This window comes from Amycolatopsis sp. NPDC051371, from assembly GCF_040682155.1.
GTDB lineage: Bacteria > Actinomycetota > Actinomycetes > Mycobacteriales > Pseudonocardiaceae > Amycolatopsis.
Window position 1 is genome coordinate 195,661 of the sequence record NZ_JBFBAG010000005.1, and the last position, 20,158, is coordinate 215,818.

Annotated in this window: 16 protein-coding genes; 6 read left to right on the forward strand and 10 right to left on the reverse strand. The window is 70.1% G+C overall.

What is annotated here, in order from left to right; translation table 11 throughout:
- The first annotated feature begins 118 nt into the window (after positions 1-118).
- Together AB0M59_RS09285 and AB0M59_RS09290 are read left to right on the forward strand one after the other, a co-directional pair.
- Positions 119-1,330, forward strand: coding sequence for an acetyl-CoA C-acetyltransferase (locus tag AB0M59_RS09285; protein WP_364611213.1), 1,212 nt, complete (start codon positions 119-121; stop codon positions 1,328-1,330).
- Positions 1,331-1,338: 8 nt separating this feature from the next.
- Positions 1,339-3,510, forward strand: coding sequence for a 3-hydroxyacyl-CoA dehydrogenase NAD-binding domain-containing protein (locus AB0M59_RS09290; RefSeq protein ID WP_364611216.1), 2,172 nt, complete (start codon positions 1,339-1,341; stop codon positions 3,508-3,510).
- A 50-nt stretch (positions 3,511-3,560) separates the two neighbouring features.
- Here the strand turns inward: AB0M59_RS09290 and AB0M59_RS09295 are convergent, their stop codons facing one another.
- Complete coding sequence (locus tag AB0M59_RS09295) at positions 3,561-3,761, reverse strand: hypothetical protein (RefSeq protein WP_364611219.1); 201 nt, start codon at positions 3,759-3,761, stop codon at positions 3,561-3,563.
- A gap of 397 nt (positions 3,762-4,158) precedes the next feature.
- On the opposite strand from AB0M59_RS09295, the gene AB0M59_RS09300 reads away from it, so the two are divergent.
- Positions 4,159-6,492 (forward strand): GH92 family glycosyl hydrolase, encoded by a 2,334-nt coding sequence (locus AB0M59_RS09300; protein ID WP_364611222.1) that lies wholly within the window; start codon positions 4,159-4,161, stop codon positions 6,490-6,492.
- A 93-nt stretch (positions 6,493-6,585) separates the two neighbouring features.
- Entirely contained in the window at positions 6,586-8,118 is a 1,533-nt protein-coding gene (locus AB0M59_RS09305; protein ID WP_364611225.1) for a hypothetical protein, read from the forward strand.
- Between the two features lies 1 nt (position 8,119).
- Here AB0M59_RS09305 and AB0M59_RS09310 read toward each other — a convergent pair whose 3' ends face one another.
- The 3 genes from AB0M59_RS09310 to AB0M59_RS09320 form a co-directional block, all read right to left on the reverse strand.
- Positions 8,120-10,171 carry an MMPL family transporter gene (locus AB0M59_RS09310; protein WP_364611228.1) on the reverse strand — a complete coding sequence of 684 codons (2,052 nt, stop codon included), beginning with the start codon at positions 10,169-10,171 and terminating at the stop codon, positions 8,120-8,122.
- Between the two features lie 113 nt (positions 10,172-10,284).
- A complete protein-coding gene (locus AB0M59_RS09315; RefSeq protein WP_364611231.1) occupies positions 10,285-10,953 on the reverse strand; it encodes a response regulator transcription factor in 669 nt (222 codons plus the stop codon).
- Positions 10,954-10,960: 7 nt separating this feature from the next.
- Positions 10,961-12,016 (reverse strand): histidine kinase, encoded by a 1,056-nt coding sequence (locus AB0M59_RS09320; RefSeq protein ID WP_364611234.1) that lies wholly within the window; start codon positions 12,014-12,016, stop codon positions 10,961-10,963.
- An 80-nt stretch (positions 12,017-12,096) separates the two neighbouring features.
- Between AB0M59_RS09320 and AB0M59_RS09325 the strand changes: the two genes are divergently transcribed.
- Together AB0M59_RS09325 and AB0M59_RS09330 are read left to right on the forward strand one after the other, a co-directional pair.
- Positions 12,097-12,555: a DUF3761 domain-containing protein gene (locus AB0M59_RS09325; RefSeq protein WP_364611236.1), complete on the forward strand. Its 459-nt coding sequence runs from the start codon at positions 12,097-12,099 to the stop codon at positions 12,553-12,555.
- Positions 12,556-12,641: 86 nt separating this feature from the next.
- Positions 12,642-14,057 carry an MFS transporter gene (locus AB0M59_RS09330; RefSeq protein ID WP_364611239.1) on the forward strand — a complete coding sequence of 472 codons (1,416 nt, stop codon included), beginning with the start codon at positions 12,642-12,644 and terminating at the stop codon, positions 14,055-14,057.
- Here AB0M59_RS09330 and AB0M59_RS09335 read toward each other — a convergent pair.
- The 6 genes from AB0M59_RS09335 to AB0M59_RS09360 are packed head-to-tail and all read right to left on the reverse strand — an operon-like array spanning position 14,054 to position 20,110.
- Positions 14,054-14,854 (reverse strand): SAM-dependent methyltransferase, encoded by an 801-nt coding sequence (locus tag AB0M59_RS09335; RefSeq protein ID WP_364611242.1) that lies wholly within the window; start codon positions 14,852-14,854, stop codon positions 14,054-14,056. The two genes, AB0M59_RS09330 and AB0M59_RS09335, sit on opposite strands and share 4 nt — an antisense overlap.
- Before the next feature lie 39 nt (positions 14,855-14,893).
- Positions 14,894-15,523, reverse strand: coding sequence for a histidine phosphatase family protein (locus tag AB0M59_RS09340; protein WP_364611245.1), 630 nt, complete (start codon positions 15,521-15,523; stop codon positions 14,894-14,896).
- Between the two features lie 2 nt (positions 15,524-15,525).
- Entirely contained in the window at positions 15,526-16,329 is an 804-nt protein-coding gene (locus tag AB0M59_RS09345; RefSeq protein WP_364611248.1) for an SAM-dependent methyltransferase, read from the reverse strand.
- The gene (locus tag AB0M59_RS09350; protein ID WP_364611251.1) at positions 16,326-17,123 is read right to left on the reverse strand and encodes an SAM-dependent methyltransferase; all 798 of its coding nucleotides are present in this window, start codon (positions 17,121-17,123) and stop codon (positions 16,326-16,328) included. The genes AB0M59_RS09345 and AB0M59_RS09350 overlap by 4 nt, the downstream gene beginning before the upstream one ends.
- A 42-nt stretch (positions 17,124-17,165) precedes the next feature.
- Positions 17,166-18,719 carry an acetolactate synthase large subunit gene (locus AB0M59_RS09355; protein ID WP_364611477.1) on the reverse strand — a complete coding sequence of 518 codons (1,554 nt, stop codon included), beginning with the start codon at positions 18,717-18,719 and terminating at the stop codon, positions 17,166-17,168.
- A gap of 5 nt (positions 18,720-18,724) precedes the next feature.
- A complete protein-coding gene (locus AB0M59_RS09360; protein WP_364611254.1) occupies positions 18,725-20,110 on the reverse strand; it encodes an FAD-binding oxidoreductase in 1,386 nt (461 codons plus the stop codon).
- Positions 20,111-20,158: the final 48 nt, after the last annotated feature.

The following is a 20,158-nucleotide window of genomic DNA, read 5'->3' on the forward strand; positions in this document are numbered from 1 at the left end:
CCGCAACCCATTGACACCTTGGGGTTATCCGGCGATATGTTAATGGCCATTAGCACTACCGGCCGGTATCATCGGCCGCGGTATGAAGACGTCCCACCCGCTCGCGAGGAGTTGTTCTGTGAGTAGCGAGGCCTACATCTACGAGGCGATCCGCACGCCTCGCGGCAAGAACAAGGGCGGTGCCCTGCATGGCACCAAGCCGGTCGACCTGGTGGTCGGCCTGATCGAAGAGCTCAAGGTCCGCCACCCGAACCTCGACCCCGCGGTGATCGACGACGTCGTCCTCGGCGTCGTCTCCCCGGTCGGCGAGCAGGGTGCGGTCATCGCGCGCACCGCCGCGCTGAACGCGGGCCTGCCCGAGACCGTCGCGGGTGTGCAGCTCAACCGCTTCTGCGCCTCTGGCCTGGAGGCCACCAACACCGCCGCGCAGAAGGTCCGTTCCGGCTGGGACAACCTGATCATCGCCGGCGGCGTCGAGTCGATGTCGCGCGTGCCGATGGGCTCCGACGGCGGCGCGCTCTTCATGGACCCGGCCACCGCGTACGACAACTACATCGTCCCGCAGGGCACCGGCGCCGACCTGATCGCGACCATCGAGGGCTTCTCCCGCGAGGACGTCGACCGCTGGGCCGTCCGCTCGCAGGACCGCGCCGAGGCGGCCTGGTCCGGCGGCTACTTCGCCAAGTCCGTCGTCCCGGTCAAGGACATCAACGGCGTCACGGTCCTGGACCACGACGAGCACCGTCGTCCCGGCTCCACGGTCGAGAGCCTCGGCAAGCTCAAGCCCGCCTTCGCCGGCATCGGCGAGCTGGGCGGCTTCGACGCCGTCGCGCTGCAGAAGTACCACTCGGTCGAGAAGATCAACCACGTCCACACCGGCGGCAACTCCTCCGGCATCGTTGACGGCGCCGCGCTGGTGCTCGTCGGCTCCGAGCAGATCGGCAAGACCTTCGGGCTGACGCCGCGCGCCCGGATCGTGGCGACCGCGTCGATCGGCTCCGAGCCGACGATCATGCTCACCGGCCCGACCCCGGCCACCGAGAAGGTCCTGAAGACCGCGGGCCTCAAGCCCGAGGACATCGACCTGTGGGAGCTCAACGAGGCGTTCGCGTCCGTCGTGCTCAAGTGGATCAAGGACCTGCACCTCGACGAGGACAAGGTCAACGTCAACGGTGGCGCGATCGCCATGGGTCACCCGCTCGGCGCCACCGGCGCGATGCTGGTCGGCACCGTGGTCGACGAGCTCGAACGCCGCCAGGCGCGTCGCGCCCTGGTGACCCTGTGCATCGGCGGCGGCATGGGCGTCGCGACCATCATCGAGCGGGTGTGAGGACCACAATGGCCGAGAGCAAGACCATCCGCTGGGAGCAGGACGCCGACGGGATCGTCACGCTGACCCTCGACGACCCGAAGCAGTCGGCGAACACGATGAACGCCGACTTCCGCGAGTCGCTCGGCGTCACCGTCGACCGCCTGGAGGCCGAGAAGGACTCCATCACCGGCGTCGTCATCACGTCCGCCAAGAAGACGTTCTTCGCCGGCGGCGACCTGAACGACCTCATCCAGGCCAAGCCGGAGAACGCGGTCGAGCTGACCGAGGGCAGCACCCTGATGAAGGGGCAGATGCGCCGCATCGAGCAGCTCGGCAAGCCGGTCGTCGCGGCGATCAACGGCGCCGCGCTCGGCGGTGGCCTCGAGATCGCGCTGGCGACGCACCACCGCATCGCCGCGGACGCCAAGGGCAGCCAGATCGGCCTGCCCGAAGTGACGCTGGGCCTGCTGCCCGGCGGCGGTGGCGTCGTGCGCACTGTCCGATTGCTGGGCATCCAGAGCGCGCTGCTGAACGTCCTCCTGCAGGGCCAGCGCCACCGCCCGCGCAAGGCGCTCGAGCTGGGTCTGGTGCACGAGGTCGTCGACACCGTCGAGGAGCTCGTTCCCGCCGCGAAGGCGTGGATCAAGGCGAACCCCGAGGGTGGCGTCCAGCCCTGGGACGTCAAGGGTTACAAGATCCCCGGCGGCACGCCCTCGAACCCGAGCTTCGCGGCGAACCTGCCGGCGTTCCCGGCGAACCTGCGCAAGCAGATCAAGGGCGCGAACATGCCGGCGCCGCGGGCGATCCTGGCCGCCGCGATCGAGGGTGCGCAGGTCGACTTCGACACCGCGATCCTGATCGAGACGCGCTACTTCATCAGCCTCGCCACCGGCCAGGTCTCGAAGAACATGACGAAGGCGTTCTTCTTCGACCTGCAGACCATCAACTCGGGTGGTTCGCGGCCGGACGGCTTCGAGAAGTACACGGCCAAGAAGGTCGGCGTGCTCGGCGCCGGGATGATGGGCGCCGCGATCGCGTACGTGTCGGCCAAGGCCGGCATCGACGTCGTCCTCAAGGACGTCTCGCAGGAGGCGGCCGAGAAGGGCAAGGGCTACGCGGCCAAGATCGAGCAGAAGGCTCTTTCGCGCGGCAAGACCACGCAGGAGAAGTCGGACGCGCTGCTGGCGAAGATCAAGCCGACCGCGGACCCGGCCGATTTCGCGGGTGTCGACTTCGTGATCGAGGCCGTGTTCGAGAGCGTCGAGCTCAAGCACAAGGTGTTCGGCGAGATCGAAGGCGTCGTGAACGCCGACGCTGTGCTGGGCTCCAACACCTCGACGCTGCCGATCACCACGCTCGCCGAGGGTGTGCAGCGGACCGAAGACTTCATCGGGATCCACTTCTTCTCGCCGGTCGACAAGATGCCGCTGGTCGAGATCATCTGCGGCGAGAAGACGTCGCCGGCGACGCTGGCGAAGGTCTTCGACTACACGCTGCAGATCAAGAAGACCCCGATCGTCGTCAACGACAGCCGCGGCTTCTTCACCTCGCGCGTGATCGGCACGTTCATCAACGAGGCCGTCGCCGCGCTGGGCGAGGGCGTCGAGCCGGCGTCGATCGAGCAGGCGGGTTCGCAGGCCGGCTACCCGGCGCCGCCGCTGCAGCTGATGGACGAGCTGACGCTGACCCTGCCGCGCAAGATCCGCAAGGAGACCCGCGAGGCGATCGAGGCCGCGGGCGGCACGTGGAAGGCGCACGCGTCGGAAGGCGTGATCGACCGGATGGTCGACGAGTTCGACCGCAAGGGCCGCTCGACGGGCGCGGGTTTTTACGAGTACGGCGAGGACGGGAAGCGGACCGGGCTGTGGCCAGGGCTGCGTGACGCGTTCAAGTCCGGCTCGGCGGAGGTGCCGTTCGAGGACCTCAAGGAGCGGATGCTGTTCGCCGAGGCGCTCGAGACGGTGAAGTGCTTCGACGAGGGCGTGCTGACGTCGGTCGCGGACGCCAACATCGGCTCGATCTTCGGCATCGGCTTCCCGGCGTGGACCGGTGGTGTGATCCAGTACATCAACCAGTACGCGGGTGGCCTGCAGGGCTTCGTGGACCGGTCGCGTGAGCTGGCCGCTCGGTACGGCGACCACTTCGAGCCGCCGGCTTCGCTCGTGGAGAAGGCCGCCAAGGGCGAGATCTACGAATAAAGGGCTGAACGACGAAGGTCGTCACCGGGATTTCCTGGTGGCGGCCTTCGTCATTTCACGACGAAGTCGACTTCCTTGGCGGCTTCGGCCTCGGTCTTCCAGACGGTCGCGCGCGTGTTGTCGCCGGCGTGGAAGCCGTAGCGGGCTTCGCCCTTCTCGATCCCGGTGAACGTGAAGGTGAAGTCCGGTTGTAGAGGTCCAGGATCGCTAGTTGCGGGTCGTCGATTTCGTCGTGACCCGACAGCCCGCACGGGTAGCAGTTGTAGCTCACGCTGCCCTTGATCTCGAAGGTGGCCGGCCGGGCCGTGGCGATCGCAACGAGCACCGCGACGGCGATGGCCAGGACTGTGCCCAGGGCGAAGATGAGGACCGGCTTCCGCGTCAGGAGCCGGGCGGGCGTGACGATTTCGGTTTCGGACACCGGTGGCCTCCGTGATCGATTTTCACCTGATGTCGCGCCGCCGGGCCTGGTTGTTGCCGCCTTGATGGACTTGTTACGCGGTTGGCCTGCGCGGTGATTGCACCACCGCTGCCCGCGCCTCCAGCCGCAGTGGACAACGCCGAAGTGTTCGCTTGGGTCCGAAGTGTCCGGCAGCTTGTCCGCTTCAGTTCGCCCAACGGCCACCGAACGCGGGTTAATCTCCGCCCATGCGCCGTCCCGTCACGGTGGCTCTGGCCGCCGTCCTGCTCGCCTCGACGTTGACAACGATGTCGGCCGCCGCCGGCCTCAGTCCCGCCGACTTCGTCGATCCGCTGATCGGCTCCGCCGGGGACGGGAACACCTATCCCGGCGCCACCGCGCCCTTCGGGATGCTCTCGTGGAGCCCGACCAGCACCCGCGGCGACCAGACCTCCACCGGTGCCGCCAACGGCTACCAGTACGACACCACTCGCGTTCGCGGCTTCGCGTTAACGCACGTTAACGGCGCTGGCTGCAACCCCGGCGCCGCGGGGGACGTGCCGATCCTGCCCTTCGCCGGCGACGTCACCTCCTCGCCGACCGCCGATACCACGGACGCCGTCTACGCGAGCAACTTCAGCCACGCCGACGAAGCAGCGTCGCCGGGACGCTACCGTCTCGGCCTGCAGAACGGCGTCACCACCGACGTGGCCGCCACCGAACGAACCGCGATCGGGGCGCTGACCTACCCGCAGGGCAAGCCCGCCAGCCTGCTCTTCCGGACGTCGAACTCCCTCAACGGCAGCGAAGACGCCGAGACCCACATCGACGCGAAGAACCGCACGATCACCGGGTCCGTGCTCACCGGCGCCTTCTGCGGCCGCCGCGCGAACGGCGGCGTCAACAACCGCAAGTCCTACTACCGCCTGTACTTCACCGCCCGGTTCGACCAGCCCGTCACCGGCACCGGGACGTGGAAGGACGCCACCCTGCAGCCCGGCGGCACCGACCAGACCGGCGGCGAGGGCTACGCGACCGGCAAGGACCGCGCCGGACGCGGCTCCGGCGGTTACGTCACCTTCGCGCCCGGCAGCAGGGTCACTCTGCGGATCGCGATCTCCTACGTCTCCCTCGAAGGCGCCGAACGCAACCTGCGGACCGAGCAGAACAACCAGTCCACTGTGGACAAGGTCGCGGAGCGGACCAGGAAAGCCTGGAACTCCGAGCTGAGCCGCGTCGACGTCCAAGGCGGCACCGCCAACCAGCGGATCGTCTTCACCACCGCGCTCTACCACAGCCTGCAGCAGCCCAACCTCGTCAGCGACGTCGACGGCCAGTACCTGGGGATGGATCAGAAACCGCATCGCGTCGAACGGGGACAGGACGCGCAGTACTCCAACTTCTCCGGCTGGGACCAGTACCGTGCGCAGATCCAGCTGCTGGCCCTGCTCGAACCACGCGTCGCCGGGAACTTCGCGCAGTCGCTCTACAACTACGCGAAGCAGAACGACGGCGTCTGGGACCGCTGGGTGCACGTCAACGGCGCGACGCACGTCATGACCGGCGATCCGTCCGCGGCCACCATCGCGACGTTCTACGCGATGGGCGTCCGCAACTTCGACTACCGCGGCGCGTTCGACTCGCTGTACAAGCAGGCGACGGTCCCGCGTCCGGAAGGTCTGCAAGACGGCGGCTGCCCGGGTCAGTGCGTCGGCCAGCGACCCAACCTCGCGCAGTACCTGACGTCGCACTACGCGCCGAACGACGTCTGCCACTGCTGGGGCGGCGCCGCCGAGACGCTCGAAGACGCCGTCGCCGACTCTGCAATCGGACACTTCGCAGAGCAGCTCGGCCGCACTCGCGAAGCTGCGGAGCTGCGCGCACGGGGGGCTTACTGGCTAAACGTATTCAACCCGGAGACCGGCTACACGCAGGCCCGCAACGTCGACGGCAGCTGGGTGACGCCGTTCGACCCGGCGAGCGACCGCGGCTTCGCCCAGGGCAGCGCGGCCGCCTACACCTGGATGGTCCCCCAAGACGTCTCCGGGCTTGCGGACGCCATGGGCGGCAAGGCGAACGCCGTCACCCGGCTCGACGGCTTCTTCCACGACAGCAACGGGAACTGGCAGCTGAAGGGCGGTGGCCCGCTCAAGTACGACCCGACGAACGAGCCCGACATCCACGCCCCGTGGCTGTACAACGAGCTCGGGCAGCCGTGGAAGACGCAGGAAACCGTGCGGCAGCTGGTGAACTCCGTCTACACGACCGGGCCGTCCGGGCTACCGGGCAACGACGACCTCGGCACGATGTCCGCCTGGTACGTCTTCGCGGCACTCGGCATCTACCCGCGGACGCCGGGTTCGGGTGAACTACTGCTTTCGAGCCCGCTGTTCCCGGCCGCGGTAGTCCGGCCGGCGGGCGGCGCGCCGATCCGGATCACGACGTCGGGCAGCGGGAAGTACGTCCAGGACGTCCGCCGCGGGACCAAGCCGCAGCGCGACTGGAAGGTCGACGCCTCTTTCCTGCGCGGCGGAAGCCTGGACTTCCGGCTGTCCGAGACGCCGACCGGCTGGGGGAGCTGACCGTCACCCGATCGGGCTGAATGCATCCAGCTTCCGCGCCGCGGCAGGTACTGTCTCGACTTTCCTGCCACGGCACAAGGGAGTCCTGGAGAGGTGACAGCATCCGTTCATCAGACGATCTTCCTGATCGACGTCGAAGGATACGGTGCGAAGGAACGGACGAATGACGACCGTCTCGCGCTGAAGAAGGGCTTGAGCCAGGCGCTGGACACCGCGTTCCGCGATGCCGGCGTGCGGTGGGACGGCTTGCGTCGCCAGGACAACGGTGACGGCTGGTTCGTCCTCGTTCCCGCCGACGCCGGCAAGTCGTTCCTGGTCGAGCGTTTCCCGCGCGTCCTCGCGGCGGCGATCCTCGACCACAACGCGGCGAACCGGGAACAGGCGTGGATGCGGGTCCGGATGGCGCTGAGCGCTGGTGAAGTCGCCTCCAGCGAACACGGCGTGACGTCGCCGGCGATCATCACGGCGGCCCGCTTGCTCGACGCGCGAGCGTTGAAGAAAGCGCTTGCCAGGTCCGAGGGTGTACTGGTCGTCGGCACCTCCGCCTGGTTCCACGCCGAAGTGGTGCGGGCCAGTGCGGCCGCCGACGCCGACACCTACCGGCGGATCAAGGTCAAGGTGAAGGAAACCCGGGAGCTCGCCTGGGTCGCGCGGCCGGACCACCCGTACCCGCCGAAGCCGGCACGGACCGCCGTGAATCCGCGAATTCCGTTGCTGGCCGGGAGCGCGGCGGTCGTGCTCCTCGTCGTCGCCTACGTGGTGTTTTGGCCCACGAGTCCGCCGGCCGCGCCCGGCGAGTCGATCGTGGGCGCGCCCCGCACCGCGGACCCCTGTGCGGTGACCTTCCCCGACGCACTCGGCGGCTACGGCGTGGTCGAGCAGTCGGACGACTACGGCAACTTCAACCGCTGTGACGCCCTGGTGTACCCGTCCGGGGACCGCGCGGACTACATCGACGTCAGTGTCGAGTTCGCCGCCGGTGCCCGGGATCCCCTGCCGGTCCAGTGGGATGGCGGGTTCGGCCTCCAGCGGCCACCCGCCGAACCGGGCCACTGCACCAGGGTCCTGCTCCTGCCCGACGCAGGCACCCAGTTGGTCGTCGGTGCCGACGGCGACCCCGCGGGAACGCACGACTTCTGCGGGATGGCTGAAACTGCAGCCTTTCGCGCCCGGAAGGCCATGGGCGAAGGCCAGGTGCCGCGGCGCCAGCTTCCCGCGGGTTCCTTGGCGGGCAAGGACGCCTGCGCGTTGCTGGACACCGCGGCGACGACCGAGGCACTGGGGACCGGGCCGGTGGAGCGGATCCCCGAGTTCGCGAACTGGGCCTGCGACTGGAGCTACACCGACCGTCCCGGGCTGGTGAAGGTCCTCTTCGACCGGACCGCCACCGAGATCCGACAACCGGGGACGCCGCTGCGGCTGGGAAAGTACGCCGCCCGGGTGCAGCCGCAGGAGCGCGGCGACACCAGCTGCACCGTGACCATCGTCTACCAGAGCTACGTCGACACCCGGGGGCAGCGGACCGACGAGCTGGCGGTGGTCGACGTCGACAAGAGCGACGCGCGGCCCGAGGACCTGTGCGCCCCCGCGCGCAGCCTGGCGGCCGCGGTGGCGGAGCGGCTCTGAGTCACGGCTCCAGCGCGAGGTGCGGCAGGCGGCGGTCCAGCCACTTCGGCAGCCACCACGCGCGTTCCCAGAGCAGCCGCATGATCGCCGGGACGAGCAGGCAGCGGATCACCAGCGCGTCCAGCAGCACCGCGACCGCCAGGCCGAGGCCGAACTGCGCGAGCATCCGCGACGGGTCGAGCAGGAACGCGCCGAACACCAGCACCATGATCGCGCCGGCCGCGGTGATCACGCCGCCGGTCGACGCGAGGCCTTCGCGCACCGCGAGCCGCGCGTCGCCGGTGCGCCGCCACTCCTCGTGCATCCGCGAGACCAGGAACACCTCGTAGTCCATCGACAGCCCGAACACGATCGCGAAGATCATCACCGGCACGAACGCCTCGATCGGGCCGGGCTGCGCGCCGAACCAGCCGTCGCCGAACACCAGCGTCATGACGCCGAGCGAAGCGCCGATGCTCAGCAGGTTCAGCAGCGCCGCCTTGAGCGGGATGAGGATCGACCGGAAGACGACCATCAGCAGCAGCGCGGACAGCCCGACGACGACCAGCACGAACAGCGGCAACCGGTCGGCGACGGCGCCGGCGAAGTCCGTCGCGGCCGCGACCGAACCGCCGACCAGGTAGTGGCCGGGGAGCGCCGGCAGGACATCGGTCCGCAGGCGCGTCACGAGTTCGGCCGTCGCCGCGTCCTGCGGGGACGTCGTCGGGAAGACCAGGACGGTCGGGCCCATCGGCGGCAACACTCGCGCGATGCCCGGCGTCGCGGCGAGCCGCTGCTGCAACGCGACGGGGTCGCCGTCTTCGGTGACGATCGCGAGTGGCCCGGTGAAGCCCGGTCCGAAGCCCTCGGCCAGCAGGTCGTACGCCTGCCGCGTCGTCGAGCCGGCCGGGTCGGTGCCCGCGTCGGCGAACCGGAGCCGCATGCCCGTGGCCGGGATGGAAAGTCCGATGAGGAGAACCAGGCCGATCGCGAGCGGCGCCAGCGGACGTCGCTGGACGCCGTCGGCGAGCCGTCGCCACCAGCGGCCGTGTTCGCGGCGGACGGCGTGCTTGCGGATGCCACGTTCGAGCCGCTTGCCGAACAACGACAGCAGCGCCGGCAGCAGTGTCACCGACGCGAGCATGGTCATCAGGACGGTGAGCGCGACGGCCAGCGCCACCCCGCGCAGTCCGCCCAGCCCGAGCGCGAGCAGGCCGAGCAGGGCGATGATCACCGTCGTCCCGGCGAACAGCACCGAGCGGCCGGCGGTGTCGAGCGCCCGCCGGGCGGCAGCGTCGCGGTCGTGGCCGGCGAGGATCTCGGCGCGGTAGCGGGAGAAGATCAGCAGCGCGTAGTCGACGCCGACGCCGAACCCGACCAGCATCATCAGCGGTGCGGTGTAGCTCGCGATGTCGACGTAGTGCGAGACGACGGTGATCACGCCGAGCGTGCTGCCGACCGCGAACACCGCGGTGAGCACCGGCAGCCCGGCCGCGAGCAGCGAGCGGAACAGGAAGACGAGGATGACCAGTGCGGCGAGCAGCCCGACGCCTTCCGCGGGGCCGCCGCCCTCCGAGATTCGCTCGATCGGGTCGCCGGCCAAAGCCACTTCGACCGGGCCGGCCTGCTTCGCCGCGTCGGCGAACTTCACGATGTCGTCGTACGGGAGATCGGTCGAGGCGACGTCGAAAGTGACGGTCGCGTAGCCGATCCGGCCGTCCGCCGAGAGCGTCTCGAACGGCCCGGTCACCGACCGCACGTGCGGCTGCAATCGGACATTTCCCAGAGTGTTTTCGACCGCGGCGCGCTGCGTGGTGAGCCCGTTGTCCTCCTTGAACACGATCTGCGCGCTCGCGCCGGACTGCGCGGTGTTCTTCAGGAGGTCGACGACCTGCTGCGATTCGGTGCCGGGCAGCGAGTTGTCGTCGTGGAACGCGCTGCCGGTGAGGCGGGAGGTGAACGTGACGCCGATGAGGACCAGCGCCCAGAGTGCGACGGCGAGCCACCGGTGGCGCTGCGCCCAGCCGGCCACGCGGGCCAGCCTTCCCCCGGTGGGGCGAGTGATGGTGTCCATGGGGGACAAGGATTCGCCGCGAGGGCACTACTCCGCGTCGCGCAGCGGAGGACACTTGCCGTGCTCCCGGCGGTGTCCCTTAAGGCGTTTCCCGTACACCCGGGGGAGTACGGCTAGGGGGTGAGCCACCGCGGTGTCACCGCGCCGGACTCGTAGGCGAGGACGACGAGCTGCGCGCGGTCGCGCATGCCGGTCTTCGTCATGATGCGGCTGACGTGCGTCTTCGCCGTCGCCGGGCTGAGCGTGAGCTCGCGCGCGATCTCGTCGTTCGACAGCCCGGCCGCGACCAGGGAAAGCACTTCGCGCTCGCGGTCGGTGAGCCGGTCCAGCGCCGGAGCCGGCGACGGCCGCGTGACGCGCGCGGCGAACTCCGAGATCAGCCGCCGGGTGATCGACGGCGCCAGCAGCGCGTCGCCGCGGGCGACCACGCGCACGGCGTGGATCAGCTCTTCGGGCTCGGTGTCCTTGACCAGGAACCCGCTCGCGCCCGCGCGCAGGGCGCCGTAGACGTCCTCGTCGAGGTCGAACGTCGTGAGGATGACGACCTTCGTTCCCGCCGACGAAGGGTCTTCGAGCAGGTGCCGGGTCGCGGCGAGACCGTCGAGCACCGGCATCCGGATGTCCATCAGCACGACGTCCGGGTGGTGGTCGTGCGCGGCCTGCAGGGCTTCGCGGCCGTCGGCGGCTTCCGCGACGACGTCGATGTCGTCCTCGCCGTCCAAAATGGACCGGAAGCCGGCGCGGACCAGCCGCTGGTCGTCGACGAGCAGGACCCGGATCATCGGCCCATCATCGCACCGGCAGCCGGGCGCGTACCCGGAAGCCGCCGCCTTCGCGCGGCGCCGCGGTCAGTTCGCCGCCGAGCGCCCGCGCGCGTTCGGCCATGCCGCGGATCCCGGTGCCCGGCGGGCCGTCGCCGCCGCGGCCGTCGTCGTCGACCTGCACGGACAGCGCGTCGGTGCCGTAGCCGAGCCGGACGACGACGGTCTTCGCGCCGGCGTGCTTCGCGACGTTCGTCAGCGCCTCCTGCACCACGCGGAACGCGGCGTGCTCGACGTCCGGCGGCAGGTCCCGCGCGACGCCGTCGATCTCGGTGCGCACGGTCAGCCCGGACGCGCCGACGGATTCGGCCAATTCCGCCACCCGCGACAGGGTCGGCTCGGTCTGGCGGAGCATGCCGAGCGTCGCGCGCAACTCCTGGAGTGCGGTCTTGCTGGCGTCTTTGATGGTGCCGAGGGCTTCTTCGGCCTGGCCGGGGTAACGGCGGTGCAGCGCTGCGCCGGCCTGGACGTTGATCAGCGCGAGGTGGTGGCCGAGGACGTCGTGCAGCTCGCGCGCGATGCGCAGGCGTTCATCGGTGGCGCGCGCCCGGGCCTCGGCTTCCTTGGTGCGTTCGGCCTCGGCGCGGTAGTGCGCGACGGCGCCCCCGGCCACGAGCGCGACGAACCAGCCGGTCATCAGGAAGAACGCGAAGTTGTCGACGTGCCGGCCGGTCCGCGAGCTGACCTCCCCCGCGGCGACGCCCGCCATCGCGGCGACGACGAGCAGCGCGGCCCCGCGGATCCGCCCGGCCGCGGCGGCGTTGTAGAGGGTGTAGGCGAAGGCCAGCAGGACGAGGCCGTCGGGATCGGTGAGCGGGTAGTAGAGGGCGCAGCAAACGAGCGTTAACCCGGCGACACTCAGCGGGTACTTCCGGCGGAAGAAGACCGCGGCGCAGCAGAGAACGGTGAGCACCCACCCGATCGCGGCGTGGTTCGGGGGCTTGGCGCCGTCGTTCAGGACGGCGAACAACGAACCGACGAGCACCGCGACGGTGACCGCGAGCTCGGGTAGGTAACGCCGCATACGCCCGAGTCTAAGCGGCGTAACAAACGCTCCGAGGCCAGCGACTAGGCGGCATTGGTTCGTGTTGCTAAGGAGTCGTCGTGGGTAAGAAACTGGGGTTGATCCTGGCCGCGGGCCTGCTGGTCGCGGGCTGTGGCGTCGGTGCTCCGCAGGTCAAGGACACGGGCAACGTCGGCGTGCTGGACACGCCGTCGTCGACGTATTCGGCGCCGGCCTATTCCGTTCCGGTCACGACCGAGACGCCGACACCCACTTCCGAAGCGCCGGTGGCCACGACGGCGCCGACCCAGGCGCAGGCCGTCGCGCCGAAGACGGCCGCCGCCAAGCCCAAGGCGGCACCGAAGACCACCGCGCAGGCCGCGCCGAAGCCGGCCGGGTGCGGCGCCGACTACTACGTGAACTCTTCCGGCAACTGCGTCCACCGACCCAGCGACAACCCGTCGGGAGCGACCGCCATCTGCAAGGACGGCTCCTACAGCTACAGCCAGCACCGCTCCGGCACGTGCTCCGGCCACGGCGGCGTCCGCAGCTGGTTGTGACGAGAGCACCAATCGAGCGGTAAACCCCCAGAGCGTAGGTACAGTGCATGAAGTTGCATGACGTGTACTAATTACACACTGGGGGTTTGCTGGTGTCCCGACCCGGCCGGTCCGCTCGCGCGATCGTCGTGGTGCTCGCCTCGTGCGGGCTGGTCGCGTCGTTCATGCAGACCCTGGTCGTGCCGCTCATCCCGGTGTTCCCGCGGCTGCTGAACGCCTCGGCGGCCGACGCGTCCTGGGTCGTCACCGTGACGCTGCTCGCGGCGTCCGTCATCACCCCGGTCAGCGGGCGGCTCGGCGACCTCTACGGCAAGCGGCGGATGATTCTCGTCAGCCTCGCGCTGCTCATCGCCGGTTCGGTCGTCTCGGCCACGACGAGCGAGCTCGCGTTCCACATCATCGGCCGCGGGCTGCAGGGCTGCGCGATGGGCGTCATCCCGCTCGGCATCAGCATCATGCGCGACGAGCTTCCGCCGGAACGTGTCGGCGGCGCGATCTCCCTGATGAGCGCGACGCTCGGGGTGGGCGGCGCGATCGGGCTGCCGGTCGCGGCCATCGTCGCCGAGAACGCCGATTGGCACGTGCTCTTCTGGATGGCCGCCGGTCTCGGGCTGTTCTTCGCGCTGCTGATCGTCAAGTTCGTCCCGGAGTCGCCGGTGCGCACCCCCGCGCCGTTCGACTACTTCGGCGCGTTCGGGCTGGCCGCCGGGCTGGTCTGCCTGCTGCTGCCGGTGGTCAAGGGGGCCACGTGGGGCTGGACCAGCGCGCCGACGCTGGGGTTCGCCGCGGCGGCCGTCGTCATCCTGGTCGGCTGGGGTACCTACCAGCTGCGGCGGCGCGACCCGCTGGTCGACCTGCGCGTGTCCGCCCGCCGCCCGGTGCTGTTCACGAACCTGGCGTCGATCATGGTCGGGTTCTCGATGTACGCCATGGCGCTGTCGTTCCCGCAGCTGCTGCAGGCGTCGGCGTCGACCGGCTACGGGCTGGGCCAGACGATGGTGGAGTCCGGGCTGTCCCTCGCGCCGAACGGTCTCGTGATGATGCTGCTCTCGCCGGTTTCGGCACGGCTCATCTCCCGGTTCGGCCCGCGCCCGACGCTGATGAGCGGCGCGCTGGTGATCGCCGTCGGGTACCTGTTCGCGATCGTGCTGATGGACAACGCGGCCGAGCTGATCACGGCGTCGGTGATCATCGGCGCTGGTGTCGGGATCGCGTACGCGGCGATGCCGGCGTCGATCATGGGGTCGGTGCCGGTCACCGAAACGGCGTCCGCGAACGGCCTGAACTCCCTGATGCGTTCGGTCGGCACGGCGATTTCGAGCGCGGTGATGGCGGCGATGCTGGCCCAGCTGACGATCACCGTGGGCGGCCTGTCGGTGCCGTCGCTGTTCGGCTTCCGGGCGACGTTCGCCGTGGCGGCGTGCGCCGCGCTGGCGGGTGTGGTGCTGGCGGCGCTGGTGCCGAAGACGCGGGTGGCGCCGCAGCTGGTCGGCGTCGCTTAGTTCTTGCGCGCCACCAGGGCCAGGCCGCCGCACTCGGCCGGGTTCGCCGGCAGTGCCTCGTCGGGCCGCCACTCCGGGATGAAGACGATGCCCGGGTCGAGGATCTCGAACCCGTCCACGAGCGCGCGCAGCTCGTCGGCCGTGCGGGGCGTCACCGGGTTCGCGCTCTTCTGGTACATCGCGACGGCGCGGGCGGTGCCGTCGCTCTGCTGCTCCGGGGTCGCCGACGACATCGCCAGGTAGCTGCCGGGCGCGAGCGCGTCGCGGTAGGCGGAGATGAGCCGGGCCGGGTCGCGCTCGTCCGGGATGAAGTGCACGAACAGCGCCATCACGACCATCACCGGCTGGTCGAGGTCGAGCATCATCTCGGTGGTCTCGTGCTCGAGGACGTCGTCCGGGAACTCGGCGTCGGCGTGCACCATCACCGCGTTCTCGTTGTCTTCCAGCACGATCTCGCTGTGCGCCACGGCGACGGGCTCGTTGTCGACGTAGACGACGCGCGCGGTCGGGTCGATCGCGTGCGCGACCTCGTGAACGTGCCCGACGGTCGGCATGCCGGAGCCGATGTCGAGGAACTGCCGGATGCCGTGGTCCATCCCGAACCGGATGGCCCGGCGCAGCCACTGCCGGTTCAGCTGGGCGCGTTCGCGGGCGTTCGGCTGGGCGGCCAGCACCTGGTCGGCGAACATCCGGTCGACGGCGTAGTTGAGCCGGCCGCCGAGGATGTAGTCGTACACGCGCGCGGGGTTCGGCTTGTCGAGGTCGATGCCGCGCCGCGCGTACTCGTCTTCACTCATGCCCGCTCCAAGATCCGGTGTGACGGCGAGAATAGCGGGTCACCCGATGAGGTGGCTGGTGTCGTTCAGCGTGTGCAGCGTGCGGTTGCGGAAACGGTCGTCCTCGTGGAGCACGGTGATGCCGCCGGCGCTCGCCCGGAACGCGGCATACGCGCACGCGGTGACCGGCAGCCCGAGCCAGGCCGCGACGACCCAGCTCAGCGAGCCGCCGTGGGTGACGACCACCTGGTGCTCCTCGCCGGCGGACCGGATGCGGTCGACCGCGCGGTACACGCGGGTCACCCACTCGAGCTTGGTCTCGGCGTCCTCGATGCCTTCGTCGTGGTCGAGGCGCTCACCCGTCGCCGGGGGTGGTACGAAGCGCTCGTCGAGCCAGGACTGCGGCCGCCCGCCCGCCACGCCGTACGACTTCTCCCGCAGGTCGCGCACGAGCGTGGGCTCGACCCCGAAGAGGCTGGCGATCGGCGCCGCCGTCTCGACCGTGCGCCGGAGATCGGAGCTGTACAGCCCGATCCGCGTCGCACGGGGGATCACCTCGCGCAGCCGGGCGGCGACCGCTCCCGCGTGCAGGCGGCCACGGGACGTGAGCGCCGAGTCGAACCAGCCGCCGACCCGGTTCTCGACGTGGTGGGTCGCTTCGGGATGGGTGACGACGTAGACCCGGCGCATCCCTAGTTCTTGCGGGCCACCAGGGCGAGCTGGCTCGCCAGCTCCGGGTGCTCGCCCACGTCGGCGGGGTCGTCCGGCCGCCACTCGGGCGTGAACACGATCCCCGGCGGCACGATCTCGAAGCCGTCCATCAACGCCCGCAGCTCGTCCTTCGAGCGGGCCACCACGTCCGTGCCGCTCTTCTGATACATCTCCGCCGCGCGCCGGACCTCTTCGCCTTGGCCTTCGAACGTGCCCGACGACAGCGCCAGGTAACTGCCCGGGACGAGCGCGTCGAGGTAGGCGGCGATCAGCCCGGCCGGGTTTCGCGCGTCCGGGACGAAGTGGATGAACGCCGCCATGATCACCATCACCGGCTCGCCGAAGTCCAGCAGGCGCTCGGTTGTCGGGTGCTCCAGGACGTCTTCCGGGACCTCGGCGTCCGCCTGCACCATCTCCGCGTTGTCGTTGCCCTTGAGCACGATCTCGCTGTGCGCGACGGCGACCGGCTCGTTGTCGACGTAGACCACCCGCGACGCCGGGTCGATCGCCTGGACGACTTCGTGGACGTGCCCGACGGTCGGCATGCCCGAGCCGATGTCCAGGAATTGCCGGATCCCCTGCTCGGCGCCGAAGCGCACCGCACGGCGCAGCCAGCGCCGGTTCATCAGGGCGAGCTCACGCGACTCCGGCCGCACCGCCAGGATCTTTTCGGCGAACATCCGGTCGATGGCGTAGTTCAGCTTGCCGCCGATCAGGTAGTCGTACACGCGTGCCGCGTTCGGCTTGTCGAAGTCGATCCCGCGCTTCGCGTGCTCGTCGGTCATCGCCGCGCCACGAGCGCCAGTCCGCCGGACTGCTCCGGCGGGTCCTCGAGCGGTCCGTCCGGACGCCACTCGGGCGTGAACACCACTCCCGGCGGGAGGATCTCGAAGCCCTTCACCAGCGCCTGCAGCTCGTCGGGCGAGCGCAGCGTCAGGGGCGTGCCGCTCTTCTCGTACAGCGCGACCGAGCGCTGCGACTCCTCGCCCTGCCCCTCCCACGTGCCCGACGACAGCGCGAGGTAACTGCCCGGCGCGAGGACGTCGCGGTAGGCGGCGATCAGGCCGGCCGGGTCGCGCTCGTCCGGGATGAAGTGAATGAACGCCGCCATGATCACCATGACCGGCTCGCTGAAGTCGAGCATCGCCTCGGTGGTCGGGTGCTCCAGCACCTCGTCCGGGTACTCGGCGTTCGCCTGGACCATCGCCGCGTTGTCGTTGCCCTCCAGCACGATCTCGCTGTGCGCGACCGCGATCGGCTCGTTGTCGACGTACACGACCTGGGACGCGGGGTCGATCGCCTGGACGACCTCGTGCACGTGCCCGACCGTCGGCATCCCCGAACCGATGTCGAGGAACTGCCGGACGCCCTGCTCCGCCGCGAACCGCGCGGCGCGGCGCAGCCACGCCCGGTTGACCAGCGCCATGTGCCGCGCGTTCGGCAGCACGCCCAGGACCCGGTCGGCGAACATCCGGTCGACGGCGTAGTTCAGCTGGCCGCCGATCATGTAGTCGTACACGCGTGCCGCGTTCGGTCTTTCGAGGTCGATGCCCCGCTTCGCGTGTTCGTCTTCGCTCATCCGCCGCTCCCGGGCTCAGGTGTGACGGCGAGGATAGCCGGATCAGAGGAGTGGCGGCACCACCGCGTCGATGAGGTGCGGACCCGGTTCCGCGAAGGCGCGCTGCAGCTGCTCGGCGAGCTCTTCGGCGGTCGTCGCCCGCGTCGCCGGCACGCCCAGGCCCTCCGCGATCTTCACGAAGTCCATGTCCGGGCGCGACAGGTCGAGCAGGTCGTTCGCCTTCGGGCCGCCCGACGCCGCGCCGACGCGCTGCAGCTCCAGCCGCAGGATCGCGTACGCGCGGTTGTTGAGCAGCACCGTCGTGACGTTCAGGTTCTCCCGCGCCTGCGTCCACAGCGCGGAGATCGTGTACAACGCGCTGCCGTCCGATTGCAGATTCAGGACGGGACGGCCCCGTCCCGCCACCGCTGCGCCGGTGGCCACCGGCATGCCGTAACCGATCGCGCCGCCGGTGAGCGTCAGCACGTCATGCCGCGGCGCACCCGCCGTCGCCGTCGGGAGCAGCAGGCCGGACGTGTTGGCCTCATCGGCGATGATCGCGTTTTCCGGCAGCAGCGCGCCGATGACGTCGACCCAGTTCTGCGGGGTCAGCGGCCCGGTCGGCAGTGCGGGCCGGGACGGCTGCTGCAGCACCGGTTCGGTGTCCGCGGCGACGAGGTCCGCGACCTCGTTCAGCGCGCGCGTGACGTCCTGGCCGACCGCCGCAAGCGTGTGCACCTGGGCGCCCTCGGGCACCAGGTCGCTCGGCTTGCCCGGGTAGGCGAAGAACGACACCGGCGCCTTCGTGCCCGCGACGACCAGGTGCTTGACGCCGTCGAGCTGGTAGGTGACCTGCTCGGCGAGGTACCCGAGCCGCTCGATCGTCGGCAGCCCGGCGCCACGCTCGAGACGGGACGGGAACGTCTCGACGAACACCTTCGCGCCGGTCGCGGCGCCGATCCGGCTCGCCGCGCGCAGTCCTTCTTCGCGGCACGCGGCCCCGCCGATGAGCAGCGCCACCGATTCGCCGGTGCCGAACACCGCGGCGACGTCCTTGACGGCGGTCGCGTCCACGGCCTGCGGCACGCGCGGCGGGACCGGCGCGCACGTCTCGCCACCGTCACCCCACGAGGCGTCGGCGGGCAGGATCAGCGTCGCGACGCGGCCGGGTGCGTCCTGCGCGGCGGCGACCGCGGCGGCAGCGTCCGCTCCGACGTCCTTGGTGTGCTCCGAGCGGCGCACCCAGCCTTCCAGCGAGCCCGCGAGGGCCTCGATGTCCGACTCCAGCGGCGCGTCGTACTGCTTGTGGTAGGTCGCGTGGTCGCCGACGACGTTGACGATCGGCGTGTGCGCGCGCCGCGCGTTGTGCAGGTTCGCCAGGCCGTTGCCCAGGCCGGGGCCGAGGTGCAGCAGCGTCGCGGCGGGCTTGCCGGCGATCCGCGCGTACCCGTCGGCGGCACCGGTGACGACGCCTTCGAACAGCGCGAGCACGCCCCGCATCTCGGGCACGGTGTCGAGCGCGGCGACGAAGTGCATCTCCGACGTGCCGGGGTTCGCGAAGCACACCTCGACGCCGGCGTCGACCAGCGTGCGGATCAGGGACTGGGCGCCGTTCATCTCGCTCATGCGGTTCCTTCGGGGAAGAGAACGCCGGGGTTGAGGATCCCGGCGGGGTCGAAGCTCTGCTTGATCCGGCGCATCAGCTCGATCTTCGCCGGGTCTTCGAGTTCCTGGTGGTAGTGCGCTTTGGTGCGGCCGAGGCCGTGTTCGCCGGAGATCGCGCCGCCGAGTTCCATGGCGAAGGCGAAGATGTCGGTCAGCAGCTGCGTCCGCTGGTCCGCGTCCTTGCAGAAGATCGCGAGGTGGACGTTGCCGTCGCCGGCGTGCCCGCAACCGAGCGCGCCGCCACCCGCGGCCATCGCCAGCTCACGCGCCTTGGTGATGAACTGCGGCATCGCGGTCCGCGGCACGACGACGTCGATCACGTCGTCGGCGCCGGCCGCCTTCGCCGTCCAGAAAGCCTTCTCGCGGGCTTCGATCAGCTTGCGCGCGGCGGGGCCTTCGAGGACGTAGACGTCGGTGGCGCCGAGTTCCCCGAGCAGCTCACCGACGGTCTCGACGTCCTCGTGCAGGCGTCCGTTCTCCCGGTTTTCCAACGCCACCACGAGGTACGCCTCGCTGGTCTCGCGGATCTTGTCCGGGACGCCGAGTTCGAGCTTCTCGTTGTAGACGATGGCGGCCATCGTCAGGTTGTCGATGTACTCGAGGATGTGCGGCGCGAGCCCGCTGGAGAGGATCTCCGGCACGGCGGCCATCACCTGGCCGAAGTCGCCGAACGGTGCGAGGACGGTGGCGCCGTGGGTGAGCCGCGGGTGCAGCTTGACGGTGATCTCGGTGGCCAGCGCGAGGGTGCCTTCGGAGCCGATGATCAGCTGCGTGAGGTCGTAGCCGGTGGAGATCTTCGACGTCTTGCCGCCGGTGCGGAGGATCTCGCCGGTCGGCAGGACGGCCTGCAGGCCGAGGACGTTGTTGCGGGTGACGCCGTACTTCACCGCGCGCATCCCGCCGGCGTTGGTCCCGACGTTCCCGCCGATGCTCGCGCTCAGCTCACCGGGGTAGACGGTGTAGCTGAGCCCGGCTTCGGCGGTCTTGGCGTCGAGTTCGGCGAGCGTGACGCCGGGCTGGACGACGGCGACGTGGTTCCCGGTGTCGACCTCGAGCACCTGGTTCATCCGCTCGAAGGAGATCAGGAGTCCGTCTTCTCGCGGTCGTGCGGCGCCGGAGAGTCCGCTTCCGGAGCCTCGCGCGGTCACGGGCACGTTGTGTTCTGTCGCGGCCTTCAGCAGCTCCGCGACTTCTTCCGCGGTTGCCGGCTTCGCGACGTACGCCGGCTTCTGCGGCTCCGCGGTCAACGCTTCGTCGTGCGCGTAGTCCTCGGAGATCGCCTCGCCGATCAGCACGTTCTTGTCCCCGACTATCTCGGCCAGCCGTGCCGCCACGTCGCCCATCGACAGCTTCTCCTCCGCGCCGTTGCTGTGGTTACCGCAGCGTAGTAC